This window comes from Rathayibacter sp. Leaf248 (assembly GCF_920939495.1).
Taxonomy (GTDB): Bacteria; Actinomycetota; Actinomycetes; order Actinomycetales; family Microbacteriaceae; genus Rathayibacter; species Rathayibacter caricis.
This window is the reverse complement of record NZ_CAKLAV010000002.1, coordinates 877,219-893,963: the sequence shown is the minus strand read 5'-3', so window position 1 is coordinate 893,963 and position 16,745 is coordinate 877,219. Positions and strand designations below refer to the sequence as shown.

The window sequence follows — 16,745 nt, the reverse complement described above, 5'->3', positions numbered from 1 at the left end:
ACCGCGGGCTCGGGGGTCGGGAGGACTCGCAGCCGGGCTCAGTACCGGCTCGTGAACGAGACCAGCTCGGCGGCCCGGCGGTCGAAGAGCCATCCGCCGACAAGCACGCCGAGGACGAAGACGACCACGGCGCTGCCGAAGCCCGTCAGCACCGCGGCCGACGCCGCCTCCGGATCGAGGAAGAGCGCGCGGATCGCCAGCACCACGGCGGGTGCGGCCAGCAGGAGTCCGAGCCCGAACGCCAGCGCCTGCGGCCCGGCTCCGCTGGCTCCCGGTGCCTGCGGCTGCACGAACGGGCTGTCGCCCGGCCGCGGGGCGGGGTACGCGAGCCGCGCGGACACGGCGCTCGCCACTCCGGCCGGCACCAGCAAAAGGCAGGTGTTGGCGGCGAGCAGGACGGGGAGTGCACCGTCGAGCCCCGAGGTGGCGCTCGACACCAGCGAGCCGAGCACCACGACGGGGAGGCCGAGCAGGAGCGTCGGGAACGCGCGGCCGAGGCGGTCGGCGCGCCCGCTCACTCCGGCCGCCACGTGCAGCCAGAACGCCGAGCCGTCGTAGGCGACGTCGTTGTGCAGGAACCAGCCGAGGAAGAGCACCACCAGCGGCACCGGGAGGAGCGACAGCAGCGGGAACGGCACCTGGACGACGGCCAGCAGCACGATCACGACGACGGGCAGCACCGGCACGGCGACGAGTGACGCCTGATACCGCGGATCCCGGATCCAGTAGGTGATGCTGCGGGCGGCGACCGCTCCGGCGGGCGAGGCGCCGAGGACGTCGAACCAGCCCAGGCGCAGTCCCCGCGCCGGACGGTGGGTGCGCTCGGGCCGCTCGACGAGCAAGCGCACGAGCAGCCACCAGAGCCCGCCGAGGGCGGCGAGCGTGAGCAGGGCGACGACGAGCGGACCGGCGGGATCGCCCGCGACCGCGCTCGGAGCGATCGCCCACGCGGCACCGAGCGGAGTCGCGCCGAGCGCCGACGCGAGGGAGTCGAGAGCGCGCGTCCCGGCCCCGCCCCAGTCGAGTCCGGTGACGACGACCAGCACCGCGGGGACCGCCAGGAGCAGCACGAGGCCCAGGATCGCGAGGAGCTCGCGGGCGGTGCGCGAGGGGACCAGCGCCGCCGAGGCGGCGAGACCGATCCGCGCGCAGAGGACCGCGGTGGCGACGGCGACCAGGGGCCCGAGAACCGCGAGGACTCCTGCACCGGCGAACACGGGCACCAGCGCGAGAGCGACCACGAGCAGCGCCAGCACCGGCACCGAGATCAGCCCCGCGAGGGCGAGCGCGGCCGCCAGGCGGGCGCTGGGGATCCCGAAGAGCCGGAACGCCCGCGGGTCCATCGGATCCAGCGGACCGAGGAGGAAGGGCAGCACGAGGAACCCGGCCGTCACGAGGGCGCCGACCGCGATGCTCGCATCGGCCGCGAGGGCGGGATCCTCGCGCAGGGCGCCGAGACCGGCGAGCATCCCCGCGGCGGCCGCGATCGCGACGACGACCCCCAGGAGCACCCCGGCGGTGCGCGCCGGCCCGGAGCGGAACGCCCCGAGCAGCACGTCGAGCCTCAGCTGGAGAAGTCGTGCAACCACTGCAGCCCCTCGGCGATCTGCTTGCCGCCCGCCAGCTCGAGGAAGCGCTCCTCGAGGGTGACGGTCCCGGCGACGTCCTCCACCGCTCCAGAGGCGAGCACCCGGCCCCCGACGATCACGGCCACGTCGTCGCAGACGCGCTCGATGAAGTCGAGCCCGTGGCTCGAGAGCACGACGGTGCCCCCGCCCGCGACGAAGCGGCGGAGCACGGTGATCACCGCCGCCGAGGACACGGGGTCGACGGACTCGAACGGCTCGTCGAGGACGAGCACCCGCGGCGCGTGGATCATCGCTCCGGCGAGGGCGACCTTCTTGGCCATGCCGGCCGAGTAGTCCGAGATGAGGCGCTCGAGCGCGTCCGTCAGGCCCAGCGCTTCGGCGAGCTCCTGCGCCCGCTGCTTGGCGGTGACTCTGTCGATCCCGCGGAGAGCCGCCGCGTAGAAGAGGAACTGCGCCCCGGTCAGGCGGTCGAACAGGCGGAGGCGATCGGGCAGGACGCCGATCAGCTTCTTGGCCGCCGCGGGGTCCTTCCAGACGTCGACGCCGTGGACGAGGACGCGGCCGGTGTCGGGGCGCAGGAGCCCGGTCATCATGGAGAGGGTGGTCGTCTTGCCCGCGCCGTTCGGGCCGATGATGCCGTAGAACGTCCCGGCACGGACCGCGAGATCGATGCGGTCGACCGCGACGGTGCGGCCGAAGGTCCGGGTGACGGCGTGGAGCTCGTAGACGACGGGGTGCCCCTCGGGCGCCGGATCGGCGGGCGCATCGGGACGGACGGCGCCCTCCGGGTCGGCGGGGCGCGGCGAGCGCTCGGTCCCCTCGGCGTTCGTCGACGTCATCCGGCAACGGTACCAAGCCCGACCGGCGGTCGGCCGGGGCCCGCGCCGCACCCGCCGACACGGCCGAGGTCAACCACCCTGGCCCTCGAGGGCGGGGACTGTACACTATCTCTCGACCCGAGGAGCAATCAGATCGATACGCAGCGGTTAATTCGAGGAGACGAGCAGACGATGACGAACAACGGAACGAACCGGGGCCAGGCGAGCAGCACGAGCAGCACGCCCGCCACCGTCGTGATCCTCGCCGCCGGCATGGGCAGCCGCCTCGGCCGCTCCCTCCCGAAGCCGCTCACGCCGCTCAGCGACGGCCGCACGATCATGCAGCAGCAGTTCGACAACATCCACCACGCGTTCGGCACCTCGGTGCCCGTGAGCATCGTGGTCGGCTACAAGCTCGAGCACATCATCGAGGCGTTCCCGTCGGCGTCGTTCGTCTACAACGAGCAGTACGACCAGACCAACACCTCGAAGAGCCTGCTCCGCGCCCTCCAGGCCTCGGGCCAGGGCGGCGTGCTCTGGATGAACGGCGACGTGGTCTTCGACCCGCGCATCCTCGACCGCGCCGCGGCCCTCATCGCGAAGGACGCGTCCTTCGTCACGGTGAACACCGCGAAGGTCTCGGACGAGGAGGTCAAGTACACGACGAGCGCCGAGGGATACATCGAGGAGCTCTCGAAGACCGTCCGCGGCGGTCTCGGCGAGGCCGTCGGCATCAACTACGTCTCGGCGGCCGACAAGCCCGCGCTCATCCGCCAGCTCGCCCGGGTCGACGCCCAGGACTACTTCGAGCGTGGCATAGAGTTGGCGATCGAGCAGGACCGACTGCTCGTCGAGCCGATGGACATCTCCGACCTCTACGCCGTCGAGGTGGACTTCGCCGAGGACCTCGAGCGCGCGAACCTCTTCGTCTGACGCCCGGATCCTCCCCGGCTCGATCCGAGCCGGGTGAGGAGTCGCGCGCAGTGAGCAGAGCGGACGGCACGAGCACCGCCGGCGGCACGAGCACCGCGGTCGCCGACAGGCACCGGCGCTCGTCGGGCTGGCGCTACCGCCACTCCCTCTGGCTGCTCACCCGCCGCGACCTGACCGTCCGCTACGCGACCAGCGCTCTCGGCTACTTCTGGTCGATCCTCGACCCGCTGGTGATGTCGGGCATCTACTACTTCGTCTTCACCGTCGTCTTCGACCGCTCGGTCGGCGAGGACCCGTACATCGTCTTCCTCCTCGCCGGGCTCCTGCCCTGGATGTGGTTCAACCAGGCCACCTCGGACGCGACGCGCGCGTTCCTCAAGGAGGCGAAGCTCGTCCGCTCGACGTCGATCCCCCGCACAATCTGGGTCGGACGCATCGTGCTGTCGAAGGGGATCGAGTTCGTCGCGAGCATCCCCGTGCTGGTGCTGTTCGCGGTCGTCGCCGGGGCGGAGGTGACGTGGGCCGTCCTGCTGTTCCCGGTGGCGATCCTCCTGCAGGGGGTGCTGACGCTCGGCGTCGGGCTCCTGGTCGCTCCGCTGGTCGTCTTCTTCCGCGACCTCGAGCGCGTCATCAAGCTCGTGCTGCGCTTCCTCTTCTACGCGTCGCCGATCATCTACTCGACCGACAACCTGCCGGTCGAGATCCAGCCGTGGGCCGCGCTCAACCCGCTGAGCGGGATCTTCGCGCTCTACCGCTCCACCTTCTTCGCGAGCGAGCTCGACGTGCCGCTGATCCTCACCTCGGCCCTGATCTCGGTGCTCCTGCTCGTCGTCGGCCTGATCGTGTTCCGCCGCTCCGAGCGCGCCGTGCTGAAGGAGCTGTGATGACCTCGACGTCCTCCCCCGATCAGCAGCCGGTCGTCATCGCGTGCCGCGGTCTCGGGATCCGGTTCCGGCGCAACCGCCGGGGCACCCGCTCCTTCAAGGACCTCTTCGCCGGCCGCGCGCGCCGCTCGCGCCCCGGCGAGTTCTGGGCCCTGCGCGGTCTGGACGTCGAGGTGCGGCGGGGCGAGGCCATCGGGGTCGTGGGCCGCAACGGCCAGGGCAAGTCGACCCTCCTGAAGCTCGTCGCGGGAGTGGTGCTGCCCGACGAGGGCGTCGTCGAGGTGCGCGGCGGAGTCGCTCCGCTGATCGAGATCACCGGCGGGTTCGTCGCCGATCTGAGCGTGCGCGAGAACGTCTACCTCACGGCGGGTCTGCACGGCATGTCGCGGCGCGAGGTCGACGAGAGCTTCGACTCGATCATCGAGTTCGCCGAGATCCAGGACTTCCTCGACACCCCCTACAAGCACCTCTCGAGCGGCATGAAGGTCCGCATCGCGTTCTCGGTCGTCTCGCGGCTCGAGGAGCCGATCATCCTCGTCGACGAGGTGCTCGCGGTCGGCGACAAGGCCTTCCGCGAGAAGTGCTACGCCCGCATCGAGGAGCTCCTGGCGGCCGGGCGCACGCTGTTCTTCGTCTCGCACAACGAGCGCGACCTCCGCCGCTTCTGCACCCGCGGGCTCTACCTGGACAAGGGCTCCCTGGTGCTGGATGCACCGATCGATCAGGTGCTCGCGCGTTACGCTGAGGACTACGCGCCGAAGCCGCCGACTCCCGCCGACTGACGACGGAGCCGAGCGATCGGCATCCGGACGACGCAGGAGTTGCAGCACATGGCGCCGAAGGACCGCGGCCGGGACATCGAGAAGTCGGAGCCCGGAGCGGTCGACCCCGCGCAGTTCGCGAAGCTCCTCGATCGGGTGCTCGCCGTGCAGCGGCCGGCCGTGCTCGCGAACATCCGGGCGCTGCGCCGCCGCCGGCCGGATGCGAGCCCGGAGCAGCTCATCACCTCGCTCGAGCGGCAGTACCTCTCGAGCGTCGCGGCCGGCGGGGCTGCCATCGGAGCGACGGCCGTCGTCCCCGGCATCGGCACCGCCGCCTCCGTGGCGCTCTCGGGCGCCGGCGCCGTCGGGTTCCTCGAGGCGAGCGCCCTCTTCGCGCAGTCGGTCACCGAGGTGCACGGCATCCGGCTCGAGGACCCGGAGCGCGCCCGCGCCCTCGTCCTCACGCTGATGATGGGCTCCTCCGGGAGCGAGCTCGTGCGCCAGGTCGCCGGGCAGGCCGCGGGCGGCGCGGGCCTCACCCAGTACTGGGGCTCGGTGGTCACCAAGGGGCTCCCCTCGTTCCTCGTCGGGGAGCTCGCCGATCGCGCGAAGCGCTCCTTCACCCGGCACTTCCTCACGCAGCAGGGTGCGGGCCTGGTCGGACGCGCCATGCCCTTCGGCGTGGGCGCGGCCATCGGAGGCGTCGGCAACGCGATGCTCGGCCGGAAGGTCGTCCAGAACGCCCGGGACGCCTTCGGTCCCGCCCCGCAGGTCTTCGGCAACGCCCTGGTGATCGAGCCGACCCGCGCCGAGCGCAAGCGCGCGCTGACCGCCGGCACCTACGAGCCGCTCGAGCTGCACGTCCGCGACTACGGCGGCGAGGGCGACCGGGTGGCGCTCCTCCTGCACGGACTCGCCTCGGACTCGCGCACCTGGTACGCCCTCGTGCCGACGCTGCACGAGCACGGCTACCGGGTGATCGCTCCGGATCTCGCGGGGCACGGCGGGTCGCCGAAATCGACCGCCTACTCGCCGGAGCGCTGGGCGTCGGACGTGCGCGGCTCGGTGCTGCAGACCCCGGACCTGATCATCGGGCACGGCCTCGGCGCGGTCGTCGCGGCTCGACTGGCGGACGAGTACCGGCCGGAGCGCGTGATCCTGCTCGACCCAGCCTTCTCCGACTCCCGCGGGCCGGCCGCCGCTCTGCGCGGCTCCCGCTCCCTGACGAAGGTCGAGAAGGGCGACGCCGGCGAGCTGCGGCGCCGCCACCCGATCTGGACGGACGAGCAGATCGAGCTCGACGTCTCGGCGCACCGGCTCTGGGATCCGGCGTCCGCCGCCGGACTCACCGCACGCGGTGCCGCCGACGCCCCGGACATCGTCGTGGTGCCGACGCTCGCGGTGCTCCCGGAGGACCCGATCGCGCATCCGTCGCTCGCCGGCGTGCTCTCGGGCCACGGCATCGAGGTGCGCAGCGTCCCCGGTGGGGGATCCTCGATCCTGCGCGAGGACCGACCGGCGCTGATCGCCACGGTCGAGGACCGGCTCTAGCGGGGCTCCGCTACTTCGAGGCCTTGGCCGCGGCCTTCGCGGCCTGCTTCGTCGCGCGGACCTTCGTCAGCGACTCCGGGGAGACGATGTCGGCGACCGAGCGGAACGAGCCCTCCTCGCCGTAGGCGCCGGCGGCCTCGCGCCAGCCCGCACCGTCGAAGCCGCGCTGCTTGCCGAGCAGCGCGAGGAAGATGCGCGCCTTCTGGTCGCCGAAACCGGGCAGGGCCTTCAGGCGCGCGAGCACGGCTTTCCCGTCGGGCTCGTCGCGGGTCCAGATCGCGGAGGCGTCCCCGCCCCAGTCGTCGACGATCGCCCGGCAGAGCGTCTGCACGCGCCCCGCCATGTTGGCCGGGTAGCGGTGGACGGCCGGCGGGGTGCGGCAGAGCTCCGAGAAGGCCTCCTCGTCGAGGGCCGCGATCGCCTCGGCGTCGAAGGACGCGCCGAGGGCCTCGAGACGCTGCTCGATCTTGAGCGGGCCCGCGAACGCGGTCTCCATCGCGACCTGCTGGTCGAGGAGCATGCCGATCAGGAGGGCGAGCGGATCGCGCGTCAGCAGCGCGTCGGCGTCCGGGTCGTCGGTGATGTGGAGCGCGTCGGAGGTCATCCCACAGGGATACCACGCCCGTCGGCGAGACGCCGGACCACGTGGTCGATCGTCCCGAGCGAGGCCGTCAGCTCGAGGTCGGTGAGGTGGCCGTAGCCCAGGACCAGTGCCGGTCGGTCCGCCCTGCCCGACAGCGCGTACGCGTCGAGCGTCGCCACCTCGAGCCCCTCCCGGGCCAGTGCGGCGGCGACCTCGGCCGCCGTGAGGGAGCGGGGCAGCGAGAGGACGACGTGCAGCCCTCCGTCGAGCCCGCGGGCCTCGCCCCAGCCGATCCGCTCCGAGAACGCGCGGACCAGCTCGCGCCGATGCGCGTACCTCCGCCGGGTGCGGGTGAGGTGCCGGCGGAACGCGCCGCCCGCCATGAACGCGGCGAGCGCCTCCTGCGTCGGACCCGAGACCGAGGCGTCGCGCTCGGAGTCGAGACCGGCGAGCGCCGGTCGGAGCCAGGACGCGGCCGGCAGTGCGAGGAACGCGACCCGCAGCCAGGGCGAGACGGTCTTCGAGAAGGAGCCGACGTGCGCCACTCCCCCGGTCGCGTCGAGCGAGGCGAGCGCGGGCAGCGGAGCACCGACGTAGCGGAACTCGCTGTCGTAGTCGTCCTCGATCACGAGCATCCGCTCGCTCGTCGCGCGCCGCACGAGCTCGAGGCGCGCGGCGAGGGCGAGCCGGCCGCCGGTCGGGTACTGGTGCGAGGGAGTGACGACGACCACGTCGGGTCGGGCCGCGGAGAGCGCCGCGAGGTCGATCCCGTCGGCGTCGAGACCGATGCCGACCACCTCGTGACCCTCGGCGAGGAGGCGGCGCCGCACGGCCGGGTAGCCCGGGTCCTCCACTCCGACCCGCACGGAGCGGCCGAGCGCGGTCGAGGCGGCGCGGACGAGCAGCGCGACGGCGTCGGCGGTGCCGCTCGTGACCACGACGTCGGCCGGAGTGACGTCGACGCCGCGGGAGCGTCGGAGCTGGTCGGCGATCTGCGCGCGGAGGCCGGGATCGCCGGTCGGCGCGGGAAGGGCCGAGGGCGGCGCGGCGAGGGCCGGCCGCCAGGCCGCGCGCCACTCGGGGGTGTCGAGACCGCGGGTGTCCGGACGGCCGGGCCGCAGGTCCAGGAGCGGCGCGGTGCGCTCGGTCGGAGCACGCTCCCCGCTCGGCCTCGTGACGCGCACCGGAACCACCACTCCGTCCGCCGCCACCGTCACGGCGGCGCGAGGCTCGGCGAAGAGGTAGCCCTCGCCCACCAGCTGGTCCACCGCGGCCACGACCGACCCGCGCGAGACTCCGAGCTGCCCGGCCAGCACACGGCTCGACGGGATCGGCTCGCCGGGGGCGTAGCGGCCGTCGAGCACGGCGGCGCGCAGCGCCTCCGCGAGGTGCGCTCGGACCGACCCCCGGGGCGACGGTGCCAGCAGCAGCGGGATCTCGAGGTCGCCGGATGCCATGAAGCCCTCCGCTCTGGACCACTCGGATCGGGGCCCGGTGGCATTCTGACAGATCCAGACGCGCGCCAGGATCGGAGCATGAGCACCCTCCCCGTCACCGACCGCACCCGAGTCACCCGGATCCGCGAGCGGCAGGTCACCGACCGCGCCGTCCTCGACGCCCTGCTCGACGAGGCGCTCGTCGCGCACGTGGCCGTGGTGCGCGACGGCGCCGCGATCGTGCTGCCGATCCTGTTCGCGCGCGACGGCGACTCCCTCCTGCTGCACGGGTCCAGCGGAGGAGGACTGCTGCGCTCCGCCGCACAGGGCTCGCTGCTGACGGTGTCGGTCTCGCTCCTCGACGGACTCGTGGTGGCGCGGTCCACCTTCGACAGCTCGATGAACTACCGCTCGGCGATGATCCTCGGCGCGGCCGAGACCCTGGAGGGCGAGGAGAAGCGCCGGGCGCTCGACGTGCTCGTCGACCGCCTGCTCCCCGGACGCGCGCGGGAGGTGCGCCCCACCACTTCGCGGGAGATCGCCGCGACCCTGGTGCTCCGGATGCCGCTGACCGAGGCGAGCGTCAAGATCCGCGCGGCAGGGCCCTCCGACGACGCCGAGCAGACGGACGGCGTCTGGGCCGGAGTCGTGCCGCTGGTCACCCGGACGCTGCCGCCGGTCCTCGCGACGGGAGTGCAGGGCTCGCCCCCGCCGTCGGTGGAGGCGTTCGTCCGGGGCGTCGACGCGACCCGGCCCGACCACTCCTGATCGACGGGCTGCACGGGCAGCAGCGCCCTACTTCGCGTCCTGCCGCGGGAACACGACCTTCTGCACGACGATGATGATCGACGCGGCGACCGGGATCGCGACGAGCGCGCCGAGCACGCCCGCGATGGTGCCTCCCGCGACGGCCGCGATCACGACGACAGCGCCGGGAACGGAGACAGCGCGCGCCATGATGCGCGGGCTGAGCACGTACGCCTCGATCTGCATGTAGACGAGGTAGTAGATCGCCGCGACGAGGGCGGTCAGCGGCGAGGCGAGCAGGCAGGCGAGCGAGATGATCGCCGCGCCCGAGATCGTGCCGACGAGCGGGATCAGCGATCCGAGGAACGCCACGCACGCGAGCAGCGCCGGCACCGGTCCGCCGATCGAGACCAGGAGGATGAACGTGAGGACGCCGTTGACGCCCGCGAGCGTCACCTGGCCCACCACGTAGCGGCCGACCGCTCCGGTGATCTCCTCGCCGACCTCGCGGGCCTTCGCGCGGTGCGAGGCCGGGGCGAAGCGGTAGGCGACCGACTTCATCGAGCGCAGCGACGCGAGGAAGTACAGGGTCAGGATCAGCACGATGATCGCGCCGGTGACGCCGCTGGCGATGCCGGTCCCGACAGCGAGCAGGCCGCCGCCGAGCGAGAGCAGGTTCTGCGGGTCGCCGATGAAGGTCTGGACGGTCTGGATCAGCTCGTCGACATTGATCACGCCCCGCAGCTGCTGCTCCAGATCGAGGACCCAGGGCTGCGAAGCGATGTCGGTGACGATCCGCGGGGCGTCGGTCACGAACAGAGTGAGCTGCGCCACCAGGATCGGGATGATGTAGAGGAGCAGCCCCGCGAAGCCCAGGAGCACGACCGCGAACACGATAGTGATCGCGAGAGCGCGCGGGATCCTCTTGCGCTCGAGCCACGACACCAGCGGGTCCAGGCCCAGCGAGAAGAACAGCGCCACGAACACGTAGGTGAGCACCGTGCTGAGCTCGACCACGAGGCCGCCGAGCACCAGCGCGACGAGCACGCCCAGACCGCCGAAGAGGCCGATTCGGAACGAGCGGATGGTGAAGACCGGGCGCTCCTGGTCGGCCGACACGACGATGTCGGAGTCGACCGCGGGCGGTGTCGGCGCCGCCGTGCGCCGTCGGGCGCGGGCGAACATGCGTCTGGTCCTCATGGGACGAGCGTAGCGGCGCCCAGAAGGCGCCCCTCCGCCTCGACCGGGACTTGACGCGGGTGCCGTCGTCCTGCCGTCAGCCCTCCGGATCGTGGTCGTCGACGGCCGGATCGTCGCGGTGCAGGGCGGCGTGGTGCTCCCACTCCTCCAGCAGGTGCTCGATCGCGGCGTGGAAGCGCTCGGTCGCCGCTCCCGGCCGGGTATCGCCGAAGTAGTGCCCCACCCAGCGCTGCAGACGCTCGACCGCCTCGGCGTCGTGCTCGAGACCGTCGATCCGGGACGCGATCGACGAGGCGTCCCGGGCGAGGAGCCACTCCGCGTCGCCGAGATAGCCCGACTCGTCGACGTCGGCGTCGGCGCTCACGGGTCGCGTGACCATCAGGGGGCGCCCGGTCGCGAGTCGGTCGTAGACCATCGCCGACACGTCGAGGATCGCGACATCGGCGGCGGCCAGCTGCCAGCCGAGCTCGCCTCCCGTGTCGTGGACGTGCTGCGCACTGCGGTCGGCCGCGTTCGCCGCGGCGATCAGAGCGACGATCTCGCGGTTCGCCGCCCCGTAGGCGGGGTCGACCGCTCCGCTGCGGGGGTGCGGTCGGTAGACGAGGCGGAAGCGGCGATCGGCGAGGAGCGCTCTGCTGAGGGCGACGCCGTGGCTCGCGACGGAGCCGTAGCCCGCGGCCGCCCGGTCGCCCTCCCAGGTCGGGGCGTACAGGACCACCTGGCGCTCGTCCGGAGTGAACGGCGTGCGGCCGGCGAAGTGGTCGGCCTGCGGACGGCCGATCGGGATCGCCCGCTTGGCGAAGTCGAAGTCCCAGAGCACGCGGTGGAGGCGGGCGAGGGCGGCGTCCCCCGCGATGAAACTGTAGTCGTAGGCCTTGAACTGGTTCGTGGTCATGTACATCTTGTCGCTCTCGCCGTGGTTGACGAAGACGTGCCAGCGGCGCCCGTAGCGCATCATCTGGAAGTTGCGCGCGTTCTGGTTGACGTACAGCACGATGCTCAGCGGCTGGCGGGCGATCGTGTCCTCGAGGTCGACGACCGACCGGACGTAGGCGACGGGGACCGGGCTCTCGCGCAGGAGGACCGCGGCGGCGCTCGCGTTCCGGGTCAGCAGGACGACCGGATGCGTCTTCGCGAGCTCGACCAGCGGGCGGTACCACTGCCGCACCTGGTACAGGTTGATGTCGCCGTCGGCGAAGTAGACGCCGATCTCGAAGCGGTCCTCGGGCAGGGGCGCCCGCTCGGCGAGGATCCGCGCCACGGTGGCCCTGGCCCGACGGGAGGCGAGCAGGTCGCTGCCGACCTTCCGCGCCAGTCGCGCATCCCGGACGAGACGGTGGAGGAGATCGCGGGACGTCATCGTTCCAGGCTACAAGCCTCCCCGCGCACGCCGGGGGCGCGCTCAGCGCGGAGTCGTCACCCGGAGCCAGACGAACTGCAGCGGAGCGAGCCGGAAGCCCTCGCGCAGGTCCACCGTGATCTCGGTCACGAGATCCAGGGCCACCGGATCGAGTCCGCCGAAGCGCTCCGGCGCGATCTCCTGCACCTCGTCCGAGACGTTCGCCAGCACGAGCAGGGCCTCGCCGTCGCCCGGGCGCTGGTAGCCGAGGACGTGGCGGTTCTGCGCGTCGAAGACGGTGAGGGCGTTGCCGGCGAACAGCGGCACCGCCTTGCGGATCGCGATGAGGTGCAGCAGACCGCCGAAGATCTCGCCCGCGTCGGTCCCCGGGGTCTCCCGCTGGGCGTAGCGCTCGAAAGGGCGTCGGGGCCGGTTGACCCAGCGCGAGTCGCCCGCCGTGGTCGGGTCCTCCCGGTAGCCGTAGTCGTTCAGCTGGCCGACCTCGTCGCCGAGGTAGAGCAGCGGCAGCCCCCCCGTGCTGAGCGCGATCGAGTGGGCGAGGAGGACCCGCTCGATGCCGTAGGGATCGCCGGCCTCGACGCCGGCGAGCGAGGCCGTCGTCCCCGAGACGCGCCGGTCGCCCGTGCGCGGGTTCTCCTGGAACGGGACGCCCCGCGCGAAGCTGCCGTCGAAGCGGTCGGTGTAGAAGTCGTTGAGGAACCGGCGGTGCCCGCCCGCGTCGATCCCGAGCTCCGCGGCGTCCTCGTCGGCGAAGGTCCAGCCGATGTCGTCGTGGCCGCGCACGTAGTTGACCCACGCCGTGCCCTCCGGCAGCGCGTGGCGGCGCTCGAGGGCCTGCGTGAGGAGGCGGACGTCGCGCGTCGCGAGCGCCTCCCAGGTCAGCGCCATCTGCAGCGGGTTGTACGAGAGCTGGCACTCCTGCACGTCGATGTACTCGACGACCTCGTCCGGGTGCACGATCGCCTCGGACTTGAACAGCAGCGACGGAGCGGCCAGGCGGCACACCTCGTTGAAGGCCCGCAGCAGCAGGTGCGCCTCGGGGCGCGACTCCGACGTCGTGCCGAGCTCCTTCCAGATGAACGCGACTGCGTCCATCCGGAGGGCGTCGATCCCCTGGTTGGCGAGGAACAGCATCTCGCCCGCCATCGCGCGGAAGACCTCGGGGTTGGAGTAGTTGAGGTCCCACTGGTAGCGGTGGAACGTCGCCCAGACCCAGCGGCCGTCCTCCATAGGGACGAAGGAGCCGGGGTGGTCCTCGGGGAAGATCTCGCGGGTCGTCCGCTCGAAGGCGTCCGGCTGCTCGCGGTCCGGGAAGATCCAGTAGTAGTCCTCGAACCGCTTCTCGCCGGCGAGCGCCCGCTGCGCCCACTCGTGCTCGTTCGAGGTGTGGTTGAAGACGAAGTCGACGACGAGGGCGATGCCCTGCGCGCGGAGGTCCGCGGCGAGCAGGCGCAGCTGGTCCATGTCTCCGAGGTCCGGCCGCACCCGGCGGTAGCTCGACACCGCGTAGCCGCCGTCGGACTCGCCCTCGGGCGCGTCGAAGAGCGGCATCAGGTGCAGGTAGTTGAGCCCGATCTCGCGGAAGTAGGGGATCTCGGCGCGGAGGCCCTCGAGATCGCCGGCGTAGCGGTCGACGTAGCAGACGCCGCCGAGCGCCGTGTTCGAGAGGAACCAGTCGGGCTGCTGCTCGCGGGTGCGGTCGAGAGCGCGGAGCTCCTCGGGGCGCTGGGCCCTGGCCGCGGCGGCGAGGGCCACGACGCCGAGGATCTGCTCGGCGAGGTCCTCGCGGTGACCGTAGACCTGGGCGAGCAGCTCCACCAGGCGCGGGAGGTGCGCCTCGAGACGAGCGCGGAACTCGTCGTCGTCGCCGACCACGTCCCCCTCGTCGAGGTGCTCGCGCACCGTGGAGAGCAGCTGCGTCGAATCGAACACCGTCGTCCTTCCGGGGGGCATCCGCCCCGGCGGGAGCGGCTGCCCCGATGCTAGACGATGGGCGGACGACCGGCGAAACCCATGCGGAGCACCGTCCGCCACGACAGCACGCGTCGCGGACCGGCGTCCGTGCGCCACCCCTCCCGCCAGCCCGCGAACCACGCGCGCAGGGCCGGAGCGTCCCGCGCCCAGCGCAGGCACTGGATCGCGGTCCACGAGCCGACGTAGGCGAGGGCCAGCGGAGCGGCCAGGTTGCGCCGCGCGAGCCAGACGCGGTTGCGCGCGTTCAGCCGGTAGTAGTCGGCGTGCCGGGTCTGCTGGATCACCGGGTGCTGCGCGACGAGCTCGCCCGCGTACCAGGTGGTGCGGCCCGTGTCCCAGACCCGCCAGGCCAGCTCGATGCCCTCGTGGGCGTAGAAGAACGGATCGGCCCAGCCGCCGATCTCCTCGAACACGTCGCGGCGCAGCACGACGGCGCCCTCCCAGACCGAGAAGACCGGTCCGGAGCGCCGCGGGTCGCCCTTCAGGATCCGCGGGATCCAGCGCCGCGGGGCGGGAGTGCCGTCGGTGCTGTCGACGCGCGGCTGCACGAGTCCGATGCGCCGCGGAGACCGGAGCAGTGCGGTCGCGTCGCGGAGGAAGTCCGGGGACGGCACGCGCGCGTCGTCGTCGAGGAAGAACAGGTACTCGCCGCGGGTCGCGGGCACACCGGCGTTCCTCCCGGCCGGGATCCCGAGGTTCTCGGGGAGCGCGAGCGCGCGCACGCCCTCGGGCAGGCCCTCGGGGGTCCAGCCGTTGCCGACGCAGACCACGTCGAGCTCCACGCCGCGCTGGGCGAGGACGCTCGCGAGTCCGGCCGCGAGGTCGTCGGGCCGCGTGCCCTGGGTCAGGACGACGACGCCGACGCGGGGCAGCGCCTCCGAAACCGCGTCAGGAGCGGACACGCTGCGAGGCCATGATCGCGACGAAGTGCCCGGCGAGGGCGAGCAGCGCGAGCGGCAGGAGCGCCGACACCAGCACGCGGTCGGCGGTGCCCGCTCCGATCACCAGGCCGACGAGCGAGGCGGCGAAGGCGAGCATCGTGAGCTCGACGGAGTGGTAGAGGCGGTGGAACGGCACGAAGCGCGCGGCTCGGCGCAGCGCCGCGAGCCCGGACGACGACGGGACGGCCTCGCCCTTCGTGTCGGCCAGCTTCGTCAGCCCGGCGTTCGCGCGCGCCACGTGCACCATGTCGTTGAGCGCCTTGTTCAGCACGATGACCAGCGCCAGCGCGAGGCCGATCGTGGTCCAGAGGAAGTCGCCCGGCGCCTCGAACGGGAAGCCCGCGGCTCGGAGGCCCAGAGCGATCGGGATGAGCGACTCCGTCGTGTAGTGGCCCACCTTGTCGAGGAACACGCCGGCCGGCGAGGAGGTGCGCCGCCAGCGGGCGACCTCGCCGTCGCAGCAATCGACCAGCATCTGCAGCTGCCCGAGGAGCAGTGCCAGCGCGGCGCCGGCGACTCCCGGGATCAGCAGCGCGGCGGCCGCGCTCCAGCCGACGAGGATCATCAGACCCGTGACGCCGTTCGCCGAGATCGACGTGCGCAGCAGCACCCAAGTCAGGTAGGGCGAGAAGCGGCGGAGGTAGAGCGATGCCGTCCAGTGCTCGGCGTTGCGACGCCCGCGCACCTCGGGGGGCTGCGCGACGGCCTTCAGCTCGGCGATGGATCGGGGTCTCGTGGTCGCGGTCATGCGCCCCTCGCAGTGTCGGTGCCGTCGGTGCCGGTCGGCACTCCCTGCGTGCGCGGCTGGTTGCGGGCGGCCGAGATGTTGCTCGTCAGCCCGGCGAAGCCGAGGACGAACCCGGTGCCCCACGCCACGTGGATCGACGGGATCACGACGGCGAACCACAGCATCGCACGCGGGCCGTCGACCCGGGCGACGGCGACGGTGGCGGCCGCGACGAGCAGGAGGTATCCGGCAGGGACCGCGAATCCGAGCAGCAGCCAGGGCGCCGCGCCGACGAGCGCCTGCACGACCCCGGCGAGACCGAGGAGCAGCCCCAGGGCGAGCAGCGCGACGAGCACGGGCGGAGCGAAGTAGCGCAGCGACCGGGACGCCGGGAACAGGCGGGTCAGCTCGCCGCGCCACATCCCCGTCGAGAGGAACTGGCGGAGCAGCGCGCGCATCGACGGACGGGGGCGGTAGGTGACCGTGAGCCGCGGAGTGAACCAGACCGTGCCGCCCTGCTCGCGCAGGCGGCGGTTCAGCTCCCAGTCCTGGCCGCGCTTGAAGCGCTCGTCGAACAGGCCGGCCCGCTCGAGAGCCGACCGCCGGAAGACGCCGAGGTAGACGGTCTCGGCCGGTCCCTCCGCGCCGCCGACGTGGTGCGGGGTGCCGCCGAGGCCGATGCGCGAGCCGTAGGCCCGGGCGACCGCGCGCTGGAACGGCGTGAGCCCCTCCGCCGCCATGACGCCGCCGACGTTGTCCGCGCCGGAGCGCTGGAGCGTCTCGACCGCCACCCGCGCGTAGTCGCGCGGCAGCACCGAGTGGGCGTCGACCCGCACGACGACCGGGTGACGGGAGGCGCGGATCGCCGCGTTCAGGCCGGCGGGAGTGGAGCCGACGCCGTTGGGCACCACCCGGATCCGCGGGTCGGCCGCGCTCAGCTGCTCGACGAGCGCCTCGGTGCCGTCGATGCTCGGGGCGACGGCGAGGACGACGTCGAACGGACCGGTGTAGTCCTGGGCGAGCAGCGAGTCGACCGCGGCGCGGACGTGCGTGACCTCGTTCAGCACGGGCATGACATACGAGACGCCGGGCAGGCCGGAGAGGTCGTCCGTCGAGGCCTGGTCCGTCGGGTTCTCGGGCTGCATGTGTCCAGTTCGTGCGGGAGGATCCGGCCGCTCGAGGGCGTCCGGGCAGAAGTCCGCCCCACACTAGCAGCAGCCCCCGGGGACGGATCCCCGGGG

At 72.7% G+C, this 16,745-nt stretch carries 15 protein-coding genes; 5 read left to right on the top strand and 10 right to left on the bottom strand.

Going from position 1 to position 16,745, the window contains the following annotated elements; translation table 11 throughout:
* Positions 1-38 precede the first annotated feature (38 nt).
* Both LRG51_RS17165 and LRG51_RS17160 read right to left on the bottom strand, forming a co-directional pair.
* On the bottom strand, positions 39-1,589 hold the full coding sequence (locus LRG51_RS17165; protein WP_230673943.1) for an ABC transporter permease: 1,551 nt from the start codon (positions 1,587-1,589) through the stop codon (positions 39-41).
* Positions 1,565-2,428 carry an ABC transporter ATP-binding protein gene (locus LRG51_RS17160; protein WP_230673941.1) on the bottom strand — a complete coding sequence of 288 codons (864 nt, stop codon included), beginning with the start codon at positions 2,426-2,428 and terminating at the stop codon, positions 1,565-1,567. Before LRG51_RS17160 ends, LRG51_RS17165 begins: the two co-directional genes overlap by 25 nt.
* A gap of 171 nt (positions 2,429-2,599) precedes the next feature.
* Here LRG51_RS17160 and LRG51_RS17155 point away from each other — a divergent pair, with 171 nt between their 5' ends.
* From LRG51_RS17155 to LRG51_RS17140, 4 genes are all read left to right on the top strand, one after another.
* On the top strand, positions 2,600-3,340 hold the full coding sequence (locus LRG51_RS17155; protein WP_077222987.1) for a phosphocholine cytidylyltransferase family protein: 741 nt from the start codon (positions 2,600-2,602) through the stop codon (positions 3,338-3,340).
* 152 nt (positions 3,341-3,492) lie between these two features.
* On the top strand, positions 3,493-4,224 hold the full coding sequence (locus LRG51_RS17150; protein WP_230674088.1) for an ABC transporter permease: 732 nt from the start codon (positions 3,493-3,495) through the stop codon (positions 4,222-4,224).
* Positions 4,224-5,006, top strand: a complete 783-nt coding sequence (locus LRG51_RS17145; RefSeq protein WP_230673939.1) for an ABC transporter ATP-binding protein — start codon at positions 4,224-4,226, stop codon at positions 5,004-5,006. Before LRG51_RS17150 ends, LRG51_RS17145 begins: the two co-directional genes overlap by 1 nt.
* 48 nt (positions 5,007-5,054) lie before the next feature.
* Positions 5,055-6,536, top strand: a complete 1,482-nt coding sequence (locus tag LRG51_RS17140; protein WP_230673936.1) for an alpha/beta hydrolase — start codon at positions 5,055-5,057, stop codon at positions 6,534-6,536.
* A 10-nt stretch (positions 6,537-6,546) separates the two neighbouring features.
* On the opposite strand, the gene LRG51_RS17135 is transcribed toward LRG51_RS17140, so the two are convergent.
* Both LRG51_RS17135 and pdxR read right to left on the bottom strand, forming a co-directional pair.
* The gene (locus LRG51_RS17135) at positions 6,547-7,140 is read right to left on the bottom strand and encodes an HhH-GPD-type base excision DNA repair protein (protein WP_230673933.1); all 594 of its coding nucleotides are present in this window, start codon (positions 7,138-7,140) and stop codon (positions 6,547-6,549) included.
* Positions 7,137-8,576, bottom strand: coding sequence for a MocR-like pyridoxine biosynthesis transcription factor PdxR (gene pdxR / locus LRG51_RS17130; protein WP_230673930.1), 1,440 nt, complete (start codon positions 8,574-8,576; stop codon positions 7,137-7,139). The genes LRG51_RS17135 and pdxR overlap by 4 nt, the downstream gene beginning before the upstream one ends.
* Before the next feature lie 78 nt (positions 8,577-8,654).
* Here pdxR and LRG51_RS17125 point away from each other — a divergent pair, with 78 nt between their 5' ends.
* The gene (locus LRG51_RS17125; RefSeq protein ID WP_055793627.1) at positions 8,655-9,323 is read left to right on the top strand and encodes a pyridoxamine 5'-phosphate oxidase family protein; all 669 of its coding nucleotides are present in this window, start codon (positions 8,655-8,657) and stop codon (positions 9,321-9,323) included.
* Between the two features lie 27 nt (positions 9,324-9,350).
* Here LRG51_RS17125 and LRG51_RS17120 read toward each other — a convergent pair whose 3' ends face one another.
* The 6 genes from LRG51_RS17120 to LRG51_RS17095 all read right to left on the bottom strand — a co-directional run bounded on the left by LRG51_RS17120 (position 9,351) and on the right by LRG51_RS17095 (position 16,649).
* The gene (locus LRG51_RS17120) at positions 9,351-10,502 is read right to left on the bottom strand and encodes an AI-2E family transporter (RefSeq protein WP_230673926.1); all 1,152 of its coding nucleotides are present in this window, start codon (positions 10,500-10,502) and stop codon (positions 9,351-9,353) included.
* 76 nt (positions 10,503-10,578) lie between these two features.
* Positions 10,579-11,862, bottom strand: a complete 1,284-nt coding sequence (locus LRG51_RS17115; protein ID WP_230673922.1) for a hypothetical protein — start codon at positions 11,860-11,862, stop codon at positions 10,579-10,581.
* Between the two features lie 42 nt (positions 11,863-11,904).
* Complete coding sequence (locus tag LRG51_RS17110; protein WP_055793633.1) at positions 11,905-13,794, bottom strand: amylosucrase; 1,890 nt, start codon at positions 13,792-13,794, stop codon at positions 11,905-11,907.
* Positions 13,795-13,844: 50 nt separating this feature from the next.
* On the bottom strand, positions 13,845-14,738 hold the full coding sequence (locus LRG51_RS17105; protein ID WP_055793635.1) for a glycosyltransferase family 2 protein: 894 nt from the start codon (positions 14,736-14,738) through the stop codon (positions 13,845-13,847).
* A complete protein-coding gene (locus tag LRG51_RS17100) occupies positions 14,725-15,525 on the bottom strand; it encodes a CDP-alcohol phosphatidyltransferase family protein (RefSeq protein WP_055793637.1) in 801 nt (266 codons plus the stop codon). Before LRG51_RS17100 ends, LRG51_RS17105 begins: the two co-directional genes overlap by 14 nt.
* Positions 15,522-16,649, bottom strand: coding sequence for a glycosyltransferase family 2 protein (locus LRG51_RS17095; protein ID WP_082481577.1), 1,128 nt, complete (start codon positions 16,647-16,649; stop codon positions 15,522-15,524). The genes LRG51_RS17100 and LRG51_RS17095 overlap by 4 nt, the downstream gene beginning before the upstream one ends.
* Between the last annotated feature and the right edge of the window lie 96 nt (positions 16,650-16,745).

Excerpts from the sequence above, each read along its gene's own strand:
- LRG51_RS17095 (WP_082481577.1), bottom strand. The coding sequence starts at position 16,649 with ATGCAGCCCGAGAACCCGACGGACCAGGCCTCGACGGACGACCTCTCC.
- LRG51_RS17120 (WP_230673926.1), bottom strand. The coding sequence starts at position 10,502 with ATGAGGACCAGACGCATGTTCGCCCGCGCCCGACGGCGCACGGCGGCG.
- LRG51_RS17135 (WP_230673933.1), bottom strand. The coding sequence starts at position 7,140 with ATGACCTCCGACGCGCTCCACATCACCGACGACCCGGACGCCGACGCG.
- LRG51_RS17155 (WP_077222987.1), top strand. The coding sequence starts at position 2,600 with ATGACGAACAACGGAACGAACCGGGGCCAGGCGAGCAGCACGAGCAGC.
- LRG51_RS17145 (WP_230673939.1), top strand. The coding sequence starts at position 4,224 with ATGACCTCGACGTCCTCCCCCGATCAGCAGCCGGTCGTCATCGCGTGC.
- LRG51_RS17125 (WP_055793627.1), top strand. The coding sequence starts at position 8,655 with ATGAGCACCCTCCCCGTCACCGACCGCACCCGAGTCACCCGGATCCGC.
- LRG51_RS17115 (WP_230673922.1), bottom strand. The coding sequence starts at position 11,862 with ATGACGTCCCGCGATCTCCTCCACCGTCTCGTCCGGGATGCGCGACTG.
- LRG51_RS17160 (WP_230673941.1), bottom strand. The coding sequence starts at position 2,428 with ATGACGTCGACGAACGCCGAGGGGACCGAGCGCTCGCCGCGCCCCGCC.
- LRG51_RS17100 (WP_055793637.1), bottom strand. The coding sequence starts at position 15,525 with ATGACCGCGACCACGAGACCCCGATCCATCGCCGAGCTGAAGGCCGTC.
- pdxR (WP_230673930.1), bottom strand. The coding sequence starts at position 8,576 with ATGGCATCCGGCGACCTCGAGATCCCGCTGCTGCTGGCACCGTCGCCC.
- LRG51_RS17140 (WP_230673936.1), top strand. The coding sequence starts at position 5,055 with ATGGCGCCGAAGGACCGCGGCCGGGACATCGAGAAGTCGGAGCCCGGA.